The following is a 19264-nucleotide window of genomic DNA, read 5'->3' on the forward strand; positions in this document are numbered from 1 at the left end:
TTCGTCGTCCTCGCTAAGGTAGTCGATAACGATGTTGAGCATGAAGCGGTCGAGCTGCGCCTCGGGGAGCGGGTAGGTGCCCTCCTGCTCGATGGGGTTCTGCGTGGCGAGCACGAAGAAAGGCTCGGGCAGGTGCATGGTCTTGCCATTCACGGTGACTTGATGTTCCTGCATGGCTTCGAGCAACGCGGCCTGCGTTTTGGGCGGCGTGCGGTTGATTTCGTCGGCCAGGATCATGTTCGCGAAGACGGGACCGCGGCTGAAGACGAGTTTGCGGCCTTCGGGGCTGTCTTCGAGGATTTCGGTGCCGGTGATGTCGGAGGGCATCAAATCGGGCGTGAACTGGATGCGCTGGAAGCTGAGGTGGCAGACATCGGCGACGGTTTTGATGAGCAAGGTCTTCGCGAGGCCCGGCGCGCCGGTGATGAGGCAGTGGCCTCCGCTGAGCAGGGCAATGAGCATTTCATCAATGACATGCAACTGGCCGACAATGACCTTTCCGACCTCCGTGAAGAGCCGCTGACGTGCGGTGGCGAGCAATTCGACGACCTGGCGTTCGGAGAGAGGGGCGGAAGACGGCGGAAGGTCGGGAGGAGCGCTCATGAGTGCCCTATCAAACAGCGGCGAGGGTGCCAAGTTTTCATCTGGCACGAGACAACTCGAAATAGCGCGGGCGCTGACCGGTCAGGTGGTCAACGGTCAAGGCGGGTCAAGTATCGAGCGGTGGCCCTGTGAGGAGCTACTTGGACCACGCAGGCTCTGGCTCCCAAGTCTTCTCGCCGTGACCGACGCCGATGAGTTCGGCTTCTTCCTCTTCCTCAGTTTGTTCGAGGAGCGGGGCGAAGCGCTCGGAGCGAAAGCCGAGTTCCTGCTTTACACTGGAGTGCGGATCATCGGGATTGTGGAGTTCCTTGAGCAGGAGGAGAAGATCAAACTGGGCGTCGGCCAGCTTGATCTCGGCGTCGTCGGTGACGGTGAACTTGGGGTTCGAGCGTCCGGCACGCAGAGCTCGAACCGTGTAGATCTGGTCTTTCTTGGGCAGGGACTTGTAGAGGTCGAAGACCCAGGGATCGAATTGATCATCGATGCAGACAACTTGCTGGCCGGTTTTGAACATGGAAAGCGATGAATAGCGTCCAGTTGCACAATGGCAAGAGATTGACAGGGCACCAGGGTTTGATCGTATGCTGCGTCACCGTGAAATTGATCCATCTAACCGCCTGCCTGCTGTTTTCGCTGTCTTTGAGCCTTCACGCGGAGGTGAAATCCATCCGCGAGAGCATGGAGGCGCTGGTGAAGGATGGATCGCTCTCGGGATCGGTGACGCTGCTGTGGCATGATGGCAAAGTCGTGAGCGAGGAAGCCGTCGGCCTTCAAGATCTCGAAACGAAGACGCCGATGTCGAAAGACAGCCTGTTCTGGATCGCGTCGATGACCAAGCCGATCACGGCGCTGGCGGTGATGATGCTGCAAGACGAAGGCAAGCTGAGCATCGACGATCCGGTGATGAAGCATCTGCCGGAGTTCAAAGGCCAGATGCTGATCAAGGAGAAGACGGCGGAGCAAACGGTGCTGGTGAAGCCAGCGCGACCGGTCACGATCAAGGATCTGCTCACGCACACGAGCGGACTGGTGGGCAATTCACCGCTGGATGGCGACGCGCTAGACGTGCTGAATTTGAAGGAGGCGGTGATCACCTACGCGCTGTCGCCGCTGCAGTTTGAGCCGGGCTCGAAGTGGTCCTACTGCAATCCGGGCATCAACACGCTGGGCCGCATCGTGGAAGTCGTGAGCGGCGAGGAGTACGCGAAGTTTTTGGAGAAACGCCTCTTCAAGCCGCTGGGCATGCGCGAAACGACGTTCTGGCCGAGCAAGAAGCAGCTCGCACGTCTCGCCACGAGCTACAAACCGACGGCGGATGGCAAGGGACTGGAGCCGACGACGATCCGCTACCTCACGCCGCCATTCTCGAACAAAAAGCGTGCGCCGCTGGCCGCAGGCGGGCTGTTCTCGACAGCGGAGGATTTGCTGAAGCTCTATGTGATGGTGCTGAACGGCGGCGAAGCGGACGGAAAGCGCTACATCTCGGAAAAATCGCTGCAATTGATGACGGCGAATCAAACCGGTGATCTGAAGGCTGGGTTTACTGATGGCATGGGCATGGGGCTGGGTTTTCAAGTGGTGCGTGAACCGGTGGGCGTCACGGCGATGCTTAGTCCGGGCACGTTTGGGCACGGTGGAGCGCATGGAACGCAGGGCTGGATCGATCCGGTTAAGAAGACGATCCACATCATGCTCATTCAGCGCGCCGGATTGAAGAACGGCGACGCCTCGCCGATGCGGCAAGCGTTTCAGGACGCGGCGGCTGCGGTTCTGTCCAAACCTGAGTAAACTCAGACAAAGCGCCGCGCGATCTGCGTGTAAAACGCCAGCGCGGCCTCGACCTCGGCGCATTCGACGTATTCAATGGCGGCGTGAGCTTGATCAATGCTACCGGGTCCAAACAGGATCGTGGGAATGCCCAGGCGTGAGAACTTGCTGGCATCACTGCCAAACGGCACGCCGCTGACACTGTCCTCGCGGTTCATCTCGCGCAGCACCTCGCGTGAGAGATGCACGAGCGAGGTGTCCGCGTCCGTCTGAAACGGCCAGTCCTGCAGCATCGGCTTTTCCATCTCGGCGATCACGTCGGGATGACGTTGGGCGAGTTCATCGAGCAACGACTGATAATGCGCGAGCACCGTCTCCACCTCCTCCCCCGGCAACAAACGACGGTCCACCTCGATCACGGCCTCGTCCGGCACAAAATTGACCTGCACCCCGCCTTTGATGACACCCACGTTGCAGGTCCCAGGCCCCAGCAGCGGATGCTGCACCTGCCGCATGCGCTCATGATCCTCGTTCAGCATCAGCACGATGCGGGACATGGCGGTGATCGCGTTGATGCCAAGATGCGGCTTCGCGCTGTGCGCGGCCTTGCCCTTCGTGCGAATGCGCCAGCGCAGGCAGCCCTTGCTGGCGATGACGCATTTGAACTCCGTGGGTTCCGCCACCACGGCGGCGTCCGCTTTGAGGTCTTCGCAGAGTTTCACCACGCCACGGAAGGAAAACTCCTCGTCCACCACGGCGGCCAGCCAGACCTCGCAGGGTGGCGGTTCGCCGCTGGCATTAATGTCCGCCAAGGCGTGCATCATCGCGGCCAGACCGGCCTTGTCATCGACGGAGCCGCGCCCGTGCAGCTTCCCGTCACGGATCACTGGGTCAAAGGGATCAATCGTCATGCCCTTGATCGAGACCGTGTCCGTATGGGCCTCAAAGACAATGCGACGCGATGAATCACGCCCCGGAATGCAGGCAATGACATTGTTGCGCCCTGGGAACACCTCCTGCTCCCAGACCTTGATGCCTCTCGTCTCGAAAAAACGCCGCAAATATGCCGCCGCCTCCTTTTCACCCGGCCCGCCTTCGTACGAGCTGTTGATGCTGTTGATGCGGACGAGATCGGCGAGTGTTTGGAGCACAGGAGACATGCCGCAGCCTAGCCAAACCCCGGGCCACGGCAAGAAGCCCCGCTCCAGACCGTATTTTTTGCATCACATGAAGGTTTTCATCCCCATCGCCCTCGTCGTCGCGCTGCATGCTGGCATCGCGTCCGCCGCCGCGCCTGCGGATGACTCACAGATCGCGTTCTTCGAGAAGACCATCCGCCCGATCTTCATCAACCGCTGCTACGAGTGCCATTCCGTCGAGTCTGGCAAAAGCAAGGGCGGGTTGCTGCTCGACTCACGCGACGCCTTGCTCAAAGGCGGGGACAACGGACCCGCGCTCGTCGCGGGCAATCCTGACAAGAGCCGGATCATTGAGTCCGTGCGCTATCACAACCAGGACATGCAAATGCCGCCTAAGGGGGCCCTGCCCTCCGCCGAAGTGAAGGCGCTCGAAGCATGGGTCAAGATGGGAGCACCTGATCCGCGCGAAGCCGTCGTGGCCGCCAAACATGCCGCTCCGCGCGTCATCGACATCGCCGCTGGCAGCAAGCATTGGGCCTTCCGCCCGATTGCGAATCCCAAAGTGCCTGCATTGAAGACTGAGAACCCGATTGATGCCTTCATCATTGAAAAACTCACCGAGAAAGGCCTCACACTTGCCGCGCCTGCCGACAAACGCACGCTCATCCGCCGTGCCACGTTCGATCTGACCGGCCTGCCGCCCACACCGGAGGAAGTCGATGCCTTCCTGGCTGACAATGCTCCGAATGCCTTCGCCAAAGTCGTGGACCGCCTGCTGCGCTCGCCGCATTACGGTGAAAAATGGGGCCGCCACTGGCTGGATGTGGCCCGATACTCGGACTCGAACGGTCTCGATGAAAACATCGCCCTCGGCACGGCCTGGCGTTATCGCGACTACGTGGTGAAGTCGATCAATGCGGACAAGCCTTTCGACCAGTTCCTCACGGAGCAACTTGCGGGCGATCTGCTCGAATCGAAAGACATTCCCACGCGCCACGAACGCGTCACCGCCACCGCCTTTCTCAATCTCGGCGCGAAGGTGCTCGCCGAGCCGGACAAGGACAAGCTCGCCATGGATGTGATCGACGAGCAGATCGATGTCATGGGCCGCGCCTTCATGGGCCTGACGCTCGGCTGCGTGCGCTGTCATGACCACAAGTTCGACCCCATCCCGCAGACCGACTACTACGCGCTCGCCGCCATCTTCAAAAGCACGCAGAGCTTCAGCGTGGACCGCATCGGCGCGCTGAGTACGGCGTATGAGGCGCCCATGGGATCGCTGGATGACTTCGCGGCGGTGAAATCCTCCGAACGCATCCTCAAGGATCAAAGAGCTGCGGTCGCCAAGATGGAAAACGAGGCGAACACCGCCCTGCGCAAGGAAGTGAGCCAACGTGCCGCCGATTACCTCATGGCCGCATGCGAGCTGCCAGTCGCGCCCACGTTGAGCCAGGTGAAACCCGTGGCGGACAAACATGGCCTGCGCGCGCATGTGCTGCTGAACTGCCGCGTCTATCTGGCCGCGAACGAATCCAATCCCTTCTTCAAACCATGGCAGGACGCGCTGAAGAAAACGGGCAACACCGAAAACCTCCGCCCTTATTACACGGCCATTTTCAACGCCGCCGCACAGATCAAATTCAGTCCCAAAGACAAGGCGGACGATTCCCTGCTCCACCAAGCGCGTGCCGAGTTGGACAAAACCGCCGGCTTCCTGGCGCTGCCACCAGAACCCATCGTGCTTTATCCCAAAGAGATTGCTGAGAAGGTTCGCTCTTTGAAGGACACGATGATGTCCACGGAGAGCAATCTGCCCGACCTGCCCACCACGCTGGCCGTGTCCGAGGCGCCTAAGGTCTTCAAGGAACTGCCCGTCCACATTCGCGGCAACCATCTGGCCCTCGGCAAGCCCGTGCAGCGTGGGTTCATCCAAGTCGCCCAGGCCGCGCTCAAAACTCAGCCGCAGTTCCCCGCGAATCAAAGCGGCCGTCTCGAACTGGCCCGCTGGCTCGCCAGCGCGGAGCATCCGCTCACTTCCCGCGTCATGGCCAACCGCATCTGGTCCTGGCACTTCCATCAGGGCATCGTCTCCACCACCGACAACTTTGGCCTGCTAGGACAGAAGCCCTCGCATCCTGAATTGCTCGACTGGCTGGCACGCTGGTTCACCCACAACGGCTGGAGCCTGAAGGACATGCACCGGCTCATCATGAATTCGCGTACTTATCAGCAAAGCTCCGCTGTTCCGCCGCAGGCCGCCCTCAGTGACCCCGAAAATCATCTGCTGAACCACTTCCCGGTCCGCCGTCTTGAGGCCGAGGAAGTCCGCGATGCATTGCTGCATGTCGCTGGCAGCATCGACACCACCATCGGCGGCAAGACCATCCCGCGCCGCAATCGCGAGTTCGTGTTCAACCACACCTCCAAAGACTTCACCACCTACGGCAGCAGCCGGAGAGCGCTCTACCTGCCCGTCATCCGCAACAATCTCTACGACCTCTTTCAGCAGTTCGATTACCCCGATCCCTCCACCTCCACCGGCCTGCGCAACAGCACCGTCGTCTCCCCGCAGGCGCTGCTGCTCATGAACAGCGATCTCGCCAGCGACGCGGCCCGGGCCTTCGCCCAGCGCCTCGCCAAGCTCTCTCCTGAAAACGTGCAGCGCCTCCGCGCCGCCTATCGCCTCGCCTTTGCCCGCGAGGCCACCGACGACGATCTCCACCGTGCGCAAAATTTCCTCATCACCACCAACGCCGCGCTCAATTCAAGCCAGCAGGACTCCGCAAAACGAGAGCAACAGGCCTGGACGCAGCTTTGTCAGGCGCTCATGATGAGCAACGAGTTCATCTATCTGCGCTGAGGGTTTAAGGAATTGAAACGGTGTGAATCTCTGGCATGGCAATCGCCATGAATCAGGACGGAACGCGCCCTTCCATGCCCACCTTTACCCAGGCCGTCCACTACTGGCTCAAGCTCGGCTTCATCAGCTTCGGTGGCCCTGCCGGGCAGATCGCCATCATGCACAAGGAGTTGGTGGACAAGCGGCGCTGGATCAGTGAGACACATTTCCTCCATGCGCTGAACTTCTGCATGCTGCTGCCCGGCCCCGAGGCCCAGCAACTCGCCACCTACCTCGGCTGGCGCTTGCATGGCGCGAAGGGCGGCCTCGCGGCAGGCGCGCTGTTCGTGCTGCCGTCGATGTTCATTTTGTTCGGCCTGAGCTGGCTCTACATGGCGGGCGGGCATCTGCCCTGGCTGGCGGCCATCTTCCACGGCCTGCTCGCCGCCGTGATCGCCGTCGTGGCGGAGGCTGTGCTGCGCATTGGCAAGAAGGCGCTGAAAAGCCCCACGCTCTGGTGTCTGGCCGCGCTGAGCTTCATCGCCATCTACTTCTTCCAGATTTCCTTCGTCCTCATCATTCTCGCCGCCGCCCTGCTCGGCTTCATCGGCAACCGCCTTTATCCCAAACAGTTCCCCGCTGGCAAAGGCCACGGTGCAGCCAAAGAGGTCGCCGCAGCTATCGAATTGCCCCCTGCCCCGCAGGCCTCATGGTCACGAGCGATCCGCATCTCCGCGCTGTGCCTCACGCTCTGGTGGCTGCCGGTCTTCGGAATCGCCTCGTGGCTTGGCTGGAGCAGCACACAGGCGCAACAGGGCCTCTTTTTCAGCAAAGCCGCACTCGTGACCTTCGGCGGAGCCTACGCCGTGCTGCCCTATGTTGCGCAGCAGGCTGTCGAGACGCATGGCTGGCTTTCGCATCCGCAGATGATGAGCGGACTCGCCCTCGCCGAGACGACGCCCGGCCCGCTGATCATGGTGCTGCAATTCGTCGGCTTCGTCGGCGGCTGGCAGCATCCCGGCGTACTCAGTCCGCTCGCCGGAGCCACGCTCGGCGCCCTCATCACCACCTGGGTCACCTTCCTGCCCTGCTTCCTGTTCATCTTCCTCGGCGCCCCGCACATCGAAAAGCTCGGCGAGCAACCCCGCCTCAGCGCCGCCTTGACCGCCATCACGGCGGCTGTCGTCGGCGTCATCCTCAATCTCGGCGTCAAGTTCACCACCCATGCTCTCTGGCCCACGAGTGGCGGATTCGATGTCTTCATCGTCGTCCTCGCCGTGCTGGCCTTCATCGCCATGCAGCGCTTCAAGGTCGGCCTCATGCCCGTCATCGGAGCCTGTGCCACATTGGGACTGTTAAAGCAGCTTTTGTTCGGCTGATTGCGTCATCCGCTTCACACTGCCGCTCCAAACAACGCCCCGACGCCCGCCGTCAGGCCCATCGCCAAAGCGCCCCAGAAAGCCACGCGTAGCGCCGACTTCAAAACAGGCGAACCACCGGCACGAGCCGCCAGTGCCCCCAGCAACGCCAGGAAAAGCAGAGAGCTCAGCGACACCGTCCAGACCAGCGCAGACGCAGGCACCACCAGGACCAGCAGCAGTGGAAGAGCCGCGCCAACGGCAAAGGTACCCGCCGAGGCGAAAGCCGCCTGCACAGGCTTCGCACTCAAGGTGTCTGAAATGCCCAGTTCATCGCGAGCATGAGCCGTCAGCGCATCCTTCGCCATCAACTGTGTCGCCACTCGACCAGCCAGCTCTTCATCGAGACCACGGCCCACATAAATCGCCGCCAGCTCGGCATGCTCATGCTCAGGGTCCGTCGCCAGCTCATGGCGCTCACGCCCCATGTCCGCCTGTTCGGTGTCGGATTGGGAACTCACCGACACATACTCACCCGCGGCCATCGACATCGCCCCGGCCACCAATCCCGCGATGCCCGCGACCAGCACATTCCCAGGGCTCGATTCCGCCGCCGCCACACCCACGATCAAACTCGCCGTGGAAACGATGCCATCATTGGCCCCTAGAACCGCCGCCCTGAGCCAGCCAATCCGATGCGCCCGATGATTTTCAGTGTGTCTCATGTAACGACCCTCTGGCACGCCATCTGTGCTCGCAAGGCAGATCACCACACATTCCTTGGCAATCCTGACCTCCAGTGTCTTGCCCAGACTAATCCAGCTTGAAAGACCCATCCTCTCCCGCCAGTTACCACGCCCCGCCTTCGCCCCCGTTCGTTTTCATCTCCCGCATGTCCCTCCCCCGCTTCGCTCTCCGCCATCCCTGGACCATTCTTGTTGCTGTCGTGGCGGTCATGCTGGGCTCGTGGATCGCCACGGAAAAGATGGCGCGCGATGTCTTCCCGCCGCTCGGCATTCCCACCATCTACGTCGCGCAGCCGTATGGCGGCATGGATGCGCTGCAGATGGAGGGCTACCTGACCTACTACTACGAGTATCACTTCCTCTACATCGCCGGGATCGAGCACGTGGAGTCGAAGAACATCCAGGGAGCCTCCATCATGAAGCTCCAGTTTCATCCGGGCACGGACATGTCCGCGGCGCTGTCGGAAACCATCGCGTATGTGAACCGCAGCCGCAGCTTCATGCCGCCCGGCACGCCGGGGGCCTTCGTGACGCGCTTTGACGCCGGCAGCGTGCCCGTGGGCAATCTCGTCTTCTCCACGGAGAATCCCACGCGCACCGTCGGCCAGATGCAGGACGCGGCGCTGAACATGGTGCGCCCGCTGTTTGCCACGTTGCCCGGCGTAAGTGCCCCACCGCCCTTCGGCGGCAGCGCCCGCACTATTTTGATCAATGTGAAGCCCGACCGCCTCCGCGCTTATGGCTTGTCACCCGACGACGTCGTCAAAGCGATGACCGAAGCCAACACGATGAGCCCCAGCGGCAATCTCGCGCTGCCCAACAGCTTCCCCATCGTGCCGACGAACGCCGTCGTGAAAAACATCCAGGACCTCGCCGCCGTGCCACTGACGGTCACCGACAAAGGCGCGGTCTATGTGCGCGACATCGGCGAAGTCAGCGACGGCAGCGACCTCACCACCAGCATCGCCATCGTGAACGGCAAACGCACCGTGTACATGCCCGTCACGAAGCGCAGCGATGCCTCCACGCTCAGCGTCGTCGAGCTGGTGAAAGCCAACCTCGGCAAATTCAAAGCCGCCTGCCCCGAAGACATCAACGTCACCTTCGAGTTCGACCAAAGCCCGTGGATCATCCGCGCCATCGAAGATCTCGTCAAAGAAGGCCTGCTCGGTGCCGCGCTCACCGGCCTGATGGTCCTCCTCTTCCTCCGCGATCTCCGCAGCGCCATCATCGTCATCCTGAACATCCCCATCGCCATCGCCGCCGCGCTGCTCGCGTTGTGGCTCACCGGCTACACCGTCAATCTGATGACCTTGGGCGGTTTGGCGCTCTCCGTCGGCATTTTGGTCGATGAAGCCACCGTCGAGATCGAGAACATCCACCGTCGCATGAAGCAAAGTGGTGCGGGCACTCTTGCCCGCATTGTTTTGGACGCCTCCGAAGAAACCATCGGCCCGCGCAGCCTTTCGATGCTCTGCATCCTCGCCGTCTTCGTGCCCAGTTTCTTTATGACCGGCGCAGCGAAGGCTCTTTTCCTGCCTCTCTCCCTCGCCGTCGGCTTCGCGATGATCTCATCGTATCTGCTCTCCAGCACGCTGGTGCCCATCCTCAGCATCTGGTGGCATAAAGAACCCCGTCAATCAGGTCAATCAGGTCAATCGGGTCAATCAGGTCCCAGCCCACTGCGCTACCTCTTCCTCCCCAGCATCACCACCCGCCACCTCCTCGTCCCCGCTTACCTCGCCGGCACGATCTTCGCCATCACGCTCTTCCTTCCCTTCCTCGGCACCGAAATCTTCCCGCAAATCGACGCCGGACAACTCCAGCTTCGCCTCCGCGCCCCCACCGCCACGCGACTCGAAACCACCGAGCAGATCGCGCAACGCGCCCTCGCCATCATCGGCGAAGAAGCCCCCATCGCCACCAGCATGGGCCTCATCGGCGTACATGCGCCGAATTACCCCGTCAATCTCATCCACCAATGGAACAGCGGCCCGGAAGAGGCCACGCTGCAAATCCAGCTCAAGGAAGATGGCAGCCGGATGCCCATCGACGAACTGCGCGAAAAACTCCGCGCCCGCTTCGCGCAGGAGTTTCCCGGCGTGTCATTCTCCTTCGAGCCTGCCGACATCGTTTCGCGTGTCATGTCGCTCGGATCGCCCACGCCCATCGAAATCGCCGTCAGCGGCAAAGACTTCGCTGCAAGCCGTGCGCACGCCGAAACGCTCCGCGCCAAGCTCGCCGAACTGAAAGACCTTCGCGACGTCCAGTTCAGCCAAACCCTCGATTACCCCAGCGTCGATGTGAACATCGACCGCGAACGCGCCGGCCTGCTCGGCGTGAAAATGAGCGATGCCACACGCAGCCTCGTCGCCGCCACCGCCAGCAGCCGATTCACCGTTCCCAACTACTACGCCGACCCCAAAACCGGCCAAAGCATGAGCCTGCAAATACAGGTGCCGCAGACGATGATGAAAAGCCTCGAAGACCTGCGCAACCTGCCCGTCAGCAGCGACAAACAAACCACCGTCCCGCTGCGCAACATCGCCAAAATCACCGAAGGCAACGTCATCGGCCAATACGACCGCTACAACATGTCCCGCACCGTTTCGGTCATCGCGAATCTGCACGATCAACCGCTCGGCACCGTCGCCAAACAGGTCGAAAAAGTCATCGCCGACAATCCCGCGCCCACCGGCACCAGCGTCGCCCTGCGCGGCCAGGTCCCGCCCATGAAGGAACTCCAAAGCGGCCTTCAAAACGGCCTCCTCATCGCCATCATCACCATCTTCCTCCTGCTCGTCGCCAACTTCCAAAGCCTGCGCCTCGCGCTCATCGTTCTCACCACGATCCCAGCCGCCATGCTCGGCGTCGTGCTCGCCTTGAAGCTCACCGGCACCACCGTGAACCTCCAGAGCTTCATGGGTGCCATCATGGCCGTCGGCGTCGCCGTCGCGAACGCCATCCTGCTCGTCACCTTCGCCCACCGCGCCCAACTCAGCGGCCTTAGCAAACGCGAAGCCGCCCTCGAGTCCGCCACCACCCGCCTTCGCCCCATTTTGATGACCAGCCTCGCCATGATCGCCGGCATGATCCCCATGGCTCTCGCCAGATCACAAACCTCTCCCCTCGCCATCGCCACCATCGGCGGCCTCGCTTTGGCAACCGTCGCCACCGTGCTCGTGCTTCCTGCTGTGTATGCGCTGCTGGCGAGCAAGACGGCAAAAAATGCTTCTCTCGAACCCATCGACGCTTAATCCCATGCGCCTCCTGACCTTTCTATTCTTCACGTCACTAGCCTCCGCGCTCGAACTCCCGACGACCAAGCCCACCACCGGTGCCATCCATCGCTGGGTTTCCCTGCCCTCCACGCTCGCGCCATGGCAGCAAGCGACTCTGCACGCCAAAGTCACCGGCTACATCGCAACGCTCACCGTGGACAAAGGCGATGCCGTCAAAGCAGGCCAAGTCCTCGCCACACTGGAGGTGCCCGAACTCCAGGCCGACATCGCCAAATCGAAAGCCGAGGTAACAGCGGCTCAGATAGAGGTCAAACGTATGCACGAAGCCCGCGCGAAGTCTCCCGATCTCGTCTTGCCACAAGCCGTCGATGATGCCGAAGCCAAGCTTGCCATCGCCAAAGCCGGATTGGAGCGCAGCGAGACTCAAATCCAGTTTGCGACGCTCAAAGCACCCTTCGACGGCATCATCACCGCGCGGTTCGTCGATCTCGGCTCACTCGCCACCGCCAACACGACGAAGCTTCTCGAAGTCACCGACCTCAGCACGCTGCGCCTGCAAATTCCCGTCACCGAACTCGAAACCGGCCTCGTCACCGTCGGCAAGCCCGTGAAGGCTCAAATTGACGCCGCCGGAGCCACACCCATCGAAGCCAGCATCAGCCGCATCGCCTACGCGCTCGATCCCGCCACGCGAACCATGCTCGCCGAGGCCGACCTCAAAAATCCCGACCTCAAACTCCGTCCCGGCATGTATGCGATGACCAAGATCGCCGTCGAAAAACACGACAACGCCACCCTCATCCCCGTCGCCGCCCTCGTGATGGAAAAGACGAATGCCTTCGTCTTCAAACACACCGACGGCAAAGCCATCAAAACTGCCATCAAGATCGGCTTCAACGATGGCACGAATGTCGAAGTGCCTGAACTGAAAGCGAGCGACGTGCTCCTTGTTCCCGGAACCATTGCACTGACCGACAAGCAGGCCGTTAGCGCCAAACCCTGATTCGCAGCCAGATGAAAACGTTTCTTTTCCTCCTCGCCGTCACGCTTTCCACTGCCGCTCCGGTCCACGTCGATCTAGTGACCGTGATGAAGCTCGCGGGCGCTAACAACGACGAGATCCAACTCGCTCGCGTGAAGCACACCGAGACCCTCGCGGAGTCGAAGCTCGCGTGGCAGCGCTTTTGGCCCAGCCTGAACCTCGGTGTTGGTTACAAGCGGCATGACGGCAACATCCAGGATGTGGCCGGGGCCATCTTTGATGCCAGCAAGCAGCAGTACACCGTCGGCCCCTCCGTCCTCATCGACTGGGCGCCGGGCGAGATCTATTACGCCGCCCTCGCCGCCAAGCAGAAAGCTCTCGCCGCCGAGCAGCTCGCCGAAAAATCCCGGCGCGATATCGTCACGCAGGCCACAGGCCGTTATTATGACCTTCTCGCCAATGAGGCCAGCGTCGCCATCATTGAGGACGACCTCCGACTCACGCAGGATTACGAAAAACAGCTCGCAGGAGCCGTCACCGCTGGCACAGCTTTCCGCGCCGACCTGCTCCGCGTTAAAACGCAGGTCTCACGCGCCAGGCTCGCGATTCGTCAGGAACAAGAGAAGCGCGATCTCGCCGCCGCCGCACTCGCCGAAACGCTGCGCCTGCCACCGCAGACCGAACTCCGTCCCGCGAAGGCCGATCTCGTGCCCGTACGCCTCAACGGCAAAACCGGCGTCGCCACGCTGCTTTCTCAGGCCACACAGAACCGCCCGGAAATGAAAGTAGCCTCTGCGGTCAGTACCGCCGCCCAGCTTGAGCGTGACCGCGCCCGCATCGCCCCGCTGATCCCCAGTGTGCAGGCTGGTTACAGCTTTGGCGGCCTCGGTGGCGGCTACAACGGCCAGATGGGCAGCTTTGACGACACGCAGGACATGTACATCGGCCTGGGTTGGAAAGTCGGTCCCGGCGGACTCTTCGACCGGCAGCGCCAGGTCATCGCCAACAGCCGCGAAGAAGCCACGCAGCTTCAGGCAGGCCAGATCAAGGCCGCCATCGGCCGCGAAGTCGTCGAAGCCGCCGCGAAAGCCCAAAGCGCCCACGACCAGATCGCCATCAATGACGAAGCCGTCACCGCGGCCGAAGAGATGGTCAAACTCGCCAAAGAACGTCAGGCCAGCCAGCTCGGCGTCGTGCTCGAATACCTCCTGGCCCGTGAAGAACTCACCCGCGCCCGCCAGAGCCGCGTGCAGTCCGTGACGAACTTCAACAAAGCCCAGCACGAGCTGAAACGGGCGGTGGGAAGGTAAAACGGCCATCTTGGCAGCGGAGAATTTTCCTGTCCGGTTTCCCCTTCTCGCGTGAGATAATGGGATCGCATGAATCTCGCCGAAACCCACGCCGCGCAGGTTTTCCTCGCCCATCACGACTTTGTGAAGGGCGTGGCGCTCAAGTATGCTCCCTGGCCGGGGCTGATGGAGGACATCACGCAGCAGGTCTTCCTCGAATTCATGGCGAAGGAGTCGAAATGGGACCTCAGCAGCGATGCGCGGCCGCTTTTGGCGACGATGACGCGTCACATCGCCATGCGGCTGTGGCGTGAGCGCACGCGGCAGCAGCCGGACGTGGTGCAAAAGCTCGCCGATCACATCCGCCTGCTCGCGGAGGAGCGCGAGACGCCGCCGCGCTACGAGGACGAGGTCCGCGTGCTGCGCAGCTGCCTGCAAAAACTGCCTCAGAAGAGCCGCGAGCTCGTGGAGCTCTATTATTACGATGATGTCGGCACGCCGCAGATCGCCGAGCAGATCCAGATGAAGGCCGACACCGTCTGCCGCGCCCTCTCCCGCGTGCGGGAAAAGCTGCGCGAGTGCATCGAACAAAACCTCAACCAAGGAGGCCACGCCCATGCCTGACGCCGACACGCTCATCCAGCACTACCTCGAAGGCACGCTCACCGATGCCGAGGCGGATGAATTGCACACGCGGTTGCAAAACGAGCCACAGCTCGGCTCCAAACTGCTCCAGCACTTCGAAATGGACGCGATGCTCCGCGCCACGAAGCCGCTCGCCGTGCCGGGCAAGGTCATCCAGCCCGCTTTGGTGCCGCGACGTCGCTTCACCTTTGCCACCGTCACCACCGTGGCGGCGATGGCGGCCTGCATCACGCTCATGGGCGCGTGGCTGGCCATGTCGTGGCTGCAAAGTGACGAGGAGGACACCACGGCCTCCGTCGCCGTGCTCACACGCGGCGTGAATCTCGAATGGGAATCCGCCGCCATCGCGCCGGGAACGCCGCTTTCGCCCGGATTGCTGAAACTGAAGTCCGGCATCGCGCAGATCGAGTTTTATCAAGGCGCCCGCGTCTTGATCGAAGGTCCCGCCGAGCTGCAGCTCATCTCCAGCGGCGAGGCGACGTGCACGCGTGGCAAGCTCAGCGCGAACGTGCCGCCGCAGGCCAAAGGTTTCCGCATCAACACCCCGAAAGGCACCATCGTCGATCTCGGCACCGAGTTCGGTCTCGATGTGAGCGATGCGAGCGCCGAGGTCCACGTCTTCAAAGGCGAGGTCGAGCTGCACAAGGCCGCCGAGTCGATGAAATCGCTCAAAGAAGGCCAGGCGATGGCCTTCGCCGCCGAATCGCAGATGCTCCCGGCGAATCTGTCGAACTTCGCCTCGCTCAGCGATCTCGATTCGCGCACCGCGGTGTCGGATCGCACGCAGCTCGACCGCTGGCGTGCCGCGAGCGACCAGCTCAATGCCGATCCGGCCCTGAAGCTGCATTTCAACTTCCAGGACGACGACAGCTCGCGCTCGCTGCGCAATCACGCCTCGCACGGCGAGGACGGCAGCATCGTCGGTGCCTCGTGGACCACGGGCCGCTGGCCGGGCAAAGGCGCGTTGGAGTTCCGCAATGTGAGCGACCGCGTGCGTCTGAGCGCTCCGAACGAGGTCAAAGCGCTCACCATGGCCATGTGGGTGCGCATCAACGGTCTCGACCGCTACTTCAACTCGCTCTTCATGTCCGAAAGCTGGGGCGAGCGCCGCATCCACTGGCAGATCGTGCGCGACGGCCGCATCCGCCTCGGCATCGCCGGAGGTCCGGGCCAGCATCATCAGGACTGCGATACGGAGGTCTTTTTCACCCCCGAGCGCTTCGGCCGCTGGATGCACCTCGCCGTCGTTTTTGATCCGCAGAGCAAAGAAGTGCGTCATTACGCCAACGGCTCACTTCTGGCCAAAATCGCCCTCAAAGACCCGTCGCCGCTCAAACCCGGCATCGCCGAACTCGGCAACTGGAACGACCGCCGCACCACCGGCGTCGCCATCCGCCATCTCAGCGGCACGATGGACGAGTTTGCGCTTTGGGACCGCGCGCTGAGCGAGGCGGAGATCAAGGCGATGGGGCGGTGAAGTGGCCGAGTCATCGTGATTGGTGATTTCCAGCAGATTGGTTTCTGAGATCATCTGTGGGCCTCCCTGAGCCGAGTCCCCGAGACGGGCGAAGTCAATCTGTTGGAGAAATCCGACTTCAAAAAAAGGATGACGCGAGGCATAACACATCCATCCTCCAAGCGGCCCGACAAGCCGCTTCCAGCGCTTGAGCAGCCGAAGTAATCACAGCACCTGAACATGCGACTCTACCTCGACACGTGCAGCCTGAACCGCCCTTGGGACGATCAATCCCAGGTGCGTATCCACCTGGAAGCTGAGGCCGTTATCTACATCGTGGATGCTGCCCGTCGTGGCCGTGAGGAAATCGTCAGCAGCGATTACCTGCTCGCGGAAATCCAGCAGATGAATGATTCCGTCCGCCGCGCCGACGTACTCGCCTTGCTTGATCCTGCCACCCTGCATGTGCCGCAGCATTCCTCCATCGACACACGGGCCCAAACCTTCGCCGCCTGGCACATTGAGGGCTATGATGCCCTGCACATCGCCGCCGCGGAGGCCGCGCAGTGCGACTACCTCCTGACCACCGACGACCGTCTCATTCGCCGCAGTGCCCGGGCCGGCCCCGCCCTTCGGGTGAAAATCTTGAATCCCTTCGATTATCCCCCATCTTCCACGCCATGACCACCCTGCACGAAATCAACCAAAAGGCCCGGCAAGCGCTTCTCACCACGCTCGGCCCCGTGGACTATACCCGCTACCAGCAGCAGTTCAGCCAGGGCGCTGGCGACTACACCGCCGAGCGCCAGCAGAGAAAGGCGACCACGAGTGAAGTGATTGAACAAGTCAGCGAACTGAAAGCCACAGACCACCTCGTCGCGCCGCCCAATGCCACCGTTTTAGTCGTGGAAGGCAGGGCGTAACCGCCACTGAAGTCGCCTAGGCCCAGCTCGACACCGCTATCACGAACAACGTGAACTCCTGGACACACGCCAACTTCTCCACACGCCATGAACGGAAGAACTGGAGTCTATAACAAGTGGCCCAAGATCGCTCCCGAGTTGTCTATGGCTTTGGGGCGAGTGCAGGATCGGTTGATCTTTCGACATCGTAAGTGGCTGAAGCGTTACCAGCTCACATTTGACTGCACTGTCTGGGAGATGACGGGTTGCACCTCCGACACGTTCTATCAGCACTTCAACGATCAATTTGAGGAGGGAATGACTTGGCTGAACTACGGTGAGTGGCAGATAGACCACATTTTTCCGCTCGCTGCCGTTGACCCAACAGACACCAGTTTGATACTCGGAGCCTTCAACTATCGGAACCTTCGCCCTGTTTGGGCTACGACCAATTCCACGAAGGGAGCTACTGTTTCGTCACCACGTCCAACCCACGGATACCTGACTCGTGGTCAACCCGATCTTCTCCAGACGATCCCAGCAGATCAGCTGCAGATCCCATGACGAGACACCGACCAACCACCAAGGTCGGATGCATGCAACGGATCGTAGGCTATCCGGAGAGACAACTACGTTTACTCCTCGCCGTCGCCTGATCTGGGGCATTAGTCTCGGTCGACAAGCCGACATGGCGTTTCACAAACTTTATCCGATTTTGCCCGCTCCTGCGGAATAGAGTTTTTGAATCGCCCCTTTAGTCGAAAAACAAAACACGGGCATGCACGTCCGTTTCCCCCTCCCGCGGGATGAAGACCTCCCCATCGCCTTTTTGCCGCAACATCACGAGGCAAACGCGCGACTTAGATGTCCCCCACCCCGCATGAAATACCTCCTTGCTCTCGCATTCCTCACCACGGCCGCATTTGGTCAGCCGCGTGACATTTTTGACTACACTGGCCAAAACAACGCACCGGCGGGCACGAAGCGGCTGGTGTTCATCGCGGCGAAGGGGACGCATGGGGGCGGTGGGCAGCATGAGTTTCTCGCGGGGGCGGCGTATCTGGCGCGGCGGATCAATGAAACCTATCCGCAGGCTTTTGCGGTGGTGTATCCGGATAGCAACTGGCCGAAGGATCTGACCAAAGCGGATGCGATCATCGTGCTGCTCAACCACGGCGGTCGGGCGGCGGACGATGCGAACATCAAGGCGGCCTGCGATCGCGGGGCGGGCTTTGCGGCGATTCATTACGGCGTGGAGGCCAAGATCGGCTCACAGGGCAAAAACTATCTCGACTGGATGGGCGGCTTCTTCGAGACGTTTTACTCGGTGAACCCGACCTGGGATGCGAGCGTGCAGCCGGGCCAGCATCCGGTGGCGAATGGCGTGAAGGCTTTCTCGGCAAAGGATGAATGGTATTACCACATGCGCTTCGTGCCGGAGATGAAGGGGATAACGCCAGTGCTCAGCGCCATCGCGCCACTAAACACGGTGAGGTTCAAAACAGGCGACAAGCCCAGTCCGCACGGTGGCAATCCGCACGTGCTGGCCGATGTGAAAGCGGGCAAGCCGCAGCATCTCGCGTGGGCCTTTGACCGGCCGAAAGGCGGTCGCGGTTTCGGTTTCACGGGCTTCCACTTCTTCGCCAACATGACGAACGACAGCTTTCGCACCACGATGCTGAATGGCGTCGCATGGGCCGCTGGATTGGAGATTCCAGCGAACGGAATCGCCACCAAAACCCCCACTCAAGCCGAACTCGACGCCATGATGGCCGAAGCTCGCGGCGCGGGTGCGATGCCTGTTGGCAATGCCAAACCTGTCTTCGAAACGCCGCTCATGACGGCAAAGAATCCCAAGCCGCGCATCCTCGACATCGACGTGGCCATCAAGAACGCGAAAGAACTGTATCTCGTGGCGTCCGATCAGGGCAGCATCTCCTGCGACTGGGCCACGTGGATCGAGCCGCGTCTCATCCTGGCGGATGGCAAGGGCATTGACGTTACCACCTTAAAATGGAAGGGCGAGGAGCGTGGTTATGGCCGCACGCAGATCGGCAAAAACAATGCGGGTGGCCCGATCCAAGTTGAGGATCAGGTGTATGCGAATGGCATCGGCACACATGCGTCATCGACCATTGCGTATGATTTACCGGCTGGGGTGGAGCGCTTCACCGCGAAGGGGGCGATCGATGACGGCGGCATGGTCCGCGCTGGCAAGCTGAGCGATGCGGCGATGCGCTTTCACATCTCCACCGCGCTGCTGCGGTAGCTTGGCCTGTTCCGCAGGAGCAGGACC

At 61.5% G+C, this 19264-nt stretch carries 15 protein-coding genes; 11 read left to right on the plus strand and 4 right to left on the minus strand.

Annotated features, from left to right (window positions below; genetic code table 11):
* Both ACILSI_RS13390 and ACILSI_RS13395 read right to left on the minus strand, forming a co-directional pair.
* Positions 1 to 603, minus strand: a 603-nt coding sequence (locus tag ACILSI_RS13390; protein WP_395722388.1) for an AAA family ATPase, incomplete at its 3' end; no start/stop codon positions are given.
* Positions 604 to 739: 136 nt separating this feature from the next.
* A complete protein-coding gene (locus tag ACILSI_RS13395; protein ID WP_395722389.1) occupies positions 740 to 1117 on the minus strand; it encodes a hypothetical protein in 378 nt (125 codons plus the stop codon).
* 80 nt (positions 1118 to 1197) lie between these two features.
* On the opposite strand from ACILSI_RS13395, the gene ACILSI_RS13400 reads away from it, so the two are divergent.
* On the plus strand, positions 1198 to 2391 hold the full coding sequence (locus ACILSI_RS13400) for a serine hydrolase domain-containing protein (protein ID WP_395722390.1): 1194 nt from the start codon (positions 1198 to 1200) through the stop codon (positions 2389 to 2391).
* A 2-nt stretch (positions 2392 to 2393) separates the two neighbouring features.
* On the opposite strand, the gene ACILSI_RS13405 is transcribed toward ACILSI_RS13400, so the two are convergent.
* The gene (locus ACILSI_RS13405) at positions 2394 to 3530 is read right to left on the minus strand and encodes a M20 family metallopeptidase (RefSeq protein ID WP_395722391.1); all 1137 of its coding nucleotides are present in this window, start codon (positions 3528 to 3530) and stop codon (positions 2394 to 2396) included.
* 67 nt (positions 3531 to 3597) lie between these two features.
* Between ACILSI_RS13405 and ACILSI_RS13410 the strand changes: the two genes are divergently transcribed.
* Positions 3598 to 6369, plus strand: a complete 2772-nt coding sequence (locus ACILSI_RS13410) for a PSD1 and planctomycete cytochrome C domain-containing protein (protein WP_395722392.1) — start codon at positions 3598 to 3600, stop codon at positions 6367 to 6369.
* Positions 6370 to 6443: 74 nt separating this feature from the next.
* Positions 6444 to 7727, plus strand: a complete 1284-nt coding sequence (chrA, locus tag ACILSI_RS13415) for a chromate efflux transporter (protein ID WP_395722393.1) — start codon at positions 6444 to 6446, stop codon at positions 7725 to 7727.
* A gap of 14 nt (positions 7728 to 7741) precedes the next feature.
* Here chrA and ACILSI_RS13420 read toward each other — a convergent pair whose 3' ends face one another.
* Positions 7742 to 8431: a VIT family protein gene (locus ACILSI_RS13420; protein ID WP_395722394.1), complete on the minus strand. Its 690-nt coding sequence runs from the start codon at positions 8429 to 8431 to the stop codon at positions 7742 to 7744.
* A gap of 167 nt (positions 8432 to 8598) precedes the next feature.
* On the opposite strand from ACILSI_RS13420, the gene ACILSI_RS13425 reads away from it, so the two are divergent.
* The 8 genes from ACILSI_RS13425 to ACILSI_RS13460 all read left to right on the plus strand — a co-directional run bounded on the left by ACILSI_RS13425 (position 8599) and on the right by ACILSI_RS13460 (position 19237).
* The gene (locus ACILSI_RS13425; protein ID WP_395722395.1) at positions 8599 to 11709 is read left to right on the plus strand and encodes an efflux RND transporter permease subunit; all 3111 of its coding nucleotides are present in this window, start codon (positions 8599 to 8601) and stop codon (positions 11707 to 11709) included.
* Between the two features lie 4 nt (positions 11710 to 11713).
* On the plus strand, positions 11714 to 12697 hold the full coding sequence (locus tag ACILSI_RS13430; protein ID WP_395722396.1) for an efflux RND transporter periplasmic adaptor subunit: 984 nt from the start codon (positions 11714 to 11716) through the stop codon (positions 12695 to 12697).
* An 11-nt stretch (positions 12698 to 12708) separates the two neighbouring features.
* The gene (locus ACILSI_RS13435) at positions 12709 to 13986 is read left to right on the plus strand and encodes a TolC family protein (RefSeq protein WP_395722397.1); all 1278 of its coding nucleotides are present in this window, start codon (positions 12709 to 12711) and stop codon (positions 13984 to 13986) included.
* A gap of 69 nt (positions 13987 to 14055) precedes the next feature.
* Positions 14056 to 14589: an RNA polymerase sigma factor gene (locus ACILSI_RS13440; RefSeq protein ID WP_395722398.1), complete on the plus strand. Its 534-nt coding sequence runs from the start codon at positions 14056 to 14058 to the stop codon at positions 14587 to 14589.
* The gene (locus tag ACILSI_RS13445) at positions 14582 to 16087 is read left to right on the plus strand and encodes a LamG-like jellyroll fold domain-containing protein (RefSeq protein WP_395722399.1); all 1506 of its coding nucleotides are present in this window, start codon (positions 14582 to 14584) and stop codon (positions 16085 to 16087) included. Before ACILSI_RS13440 ends, ACILSI_RS13445 begins: the two co-directional genes overlap by 8 nt.
* Before the next feature lie 219 nt (positions 16088 to 16306).
* Complete coding sequence (locus ACILSI_RS13450; protein WP_395722400.1) at positions 16307 to 16750, plus strand: hypothetical protein; 444 nt, start codon at positions 16307 to 16309, stop codon at positions 16748 to 16750.
* Positions 16747 to 16989 carry a hypothetical protein gene (locus tag ACILSI_RS13455; protein WP_395722401.1) on the plus strand — a complete coding sequence of 81 codons (243 nt, stop codon included), beginning with the start codon at positions 16747 to 16749 and terminating at the stop codon, positions 16987 to 16989. Before ACILSI_RS13450 ends, ACILSI_RS13455 begins: the two co-directional genes overlap by 4 nt.
* A gap of 859 nt (positions 16990 to 17848) precedes the next feature.
* Positions 17849 to 19237 (plus strand): NPCBM/NEW2 domain-containing protein, encoded by a 1389-nt coding sequence (locus ACILSI_RS13460; protein WP_395722402.1) that lies wholly within the window; start codon positions 17849 to 17851, stop codon positions 19235 to 19237.
* The last annotated feature ends 27 nt before the right edge of the window (positions 19238 to 19264 follow it).

Source organism: Prosthecobacter sp. (assembly GCF_044232965.1).
Lineage (GTDB): Bacteria > Verrucomicrobiota > Verrucomicrobiia > Verrucomicrobiales > Verrucomicrobiaceae > Prosthecobacter.

Excerpts from the sequence above, each read along its gene's own strand:
- ACILSI_RS13425 (WP_395722395.1), top strand. The coding sequence starts at position 8,599 with ATGTCCCTCCCCCGCTTCGCTCTCCGCCATCCCTGGACCATTCTTGTT.
- ACILSI_RS13440 (WP_395722398.1), top strand. The coding sequence starts at position 14,056 with ATGAATCTCGCCGAAACCCACGCCGCGCAGGTTTTCCTCGCCCATCAC.
- ACILSI_RS13420 (WP_395722394.1), bottom strand. The coding sequence starts at position 8,431 with ATGAGACACACTGAAAATCATCGGGCGCATCGGATTGGCTGGCTCAGG.
- ACILSI_RS13405 (WP_395722391.1), bottom strand. The coding sequence starts at position 3,530 with ATGTCTCCTGTGCTCCAAACACTCGCCGATCTCGTCCGCATCAACAGC.
- ACILSI_RS13445 (WP_395722399.1), top strand. The coding sequence starts at position 14,582 with ATGCCTGACGCCGACACGCTCATCCAGCACTACCTCGAAGGCACGCTC.
- ACILSI_RS13460 (WP_395722402.1), top strand. The coding sequence starts at position 17,849 with ATGAAATACCTCCTTGCTCTCGCATTCCTCACCACGGCCGCATTTGGT.
- ACILSI_RS13430 (WP_395722396.1), top strand. The coding sequence starts at position 11,714 with ATGCGCCTCCTGACCTTTCTATTCTTCACGTCACTAGCCTCCGCGCTC.
- ACILSI_RS13450 (WP_395722400.1), top strand. The coding sequence starts at position 16,307 with ATGCGACTCTACCTCGACACGTGCAGCCTGAACCGCCCTTGGGACGAT.
- ACILSI_RS13435 (WP_395722397.1), top strand. The coding sequence starts at position 12,709 with ATGAAAACGTTTCTTTTCCTCCTCGCCGTCACGCTTTCCACTGCCGCT.
- ACILSI_RS13410 (WP_395722392.1), top strand. The coding sequence starts at position 3,598 with ATGAAGGTTTTCATCCCCATCGCCCTCGTCGTCGCGCTGCATGCTGGC.
- ACILSI_RS13395 (WP_395722389.1), bottom strand. The coding sequence starts at position 1,117 with ATGTTCAAAACCGGCCAGCAAGTTGTCTGCATCGATGATCAATTCGAT.
- ACILSI_RS13455 (WP_395722401.1), top strand. The coding sequence starts at position 16,747 with ATGACCACCCTGCACGAAATCAACCAAAAGGCCCGGCAAGCGCTTCTC.
- chrA (WP_395722393.1), top strand. The coding sequence starts at position 6,444 with ATGCCCACCTTTACCCAGGCCGTCCACTACTGGCTCAAGCTCGGCTTC.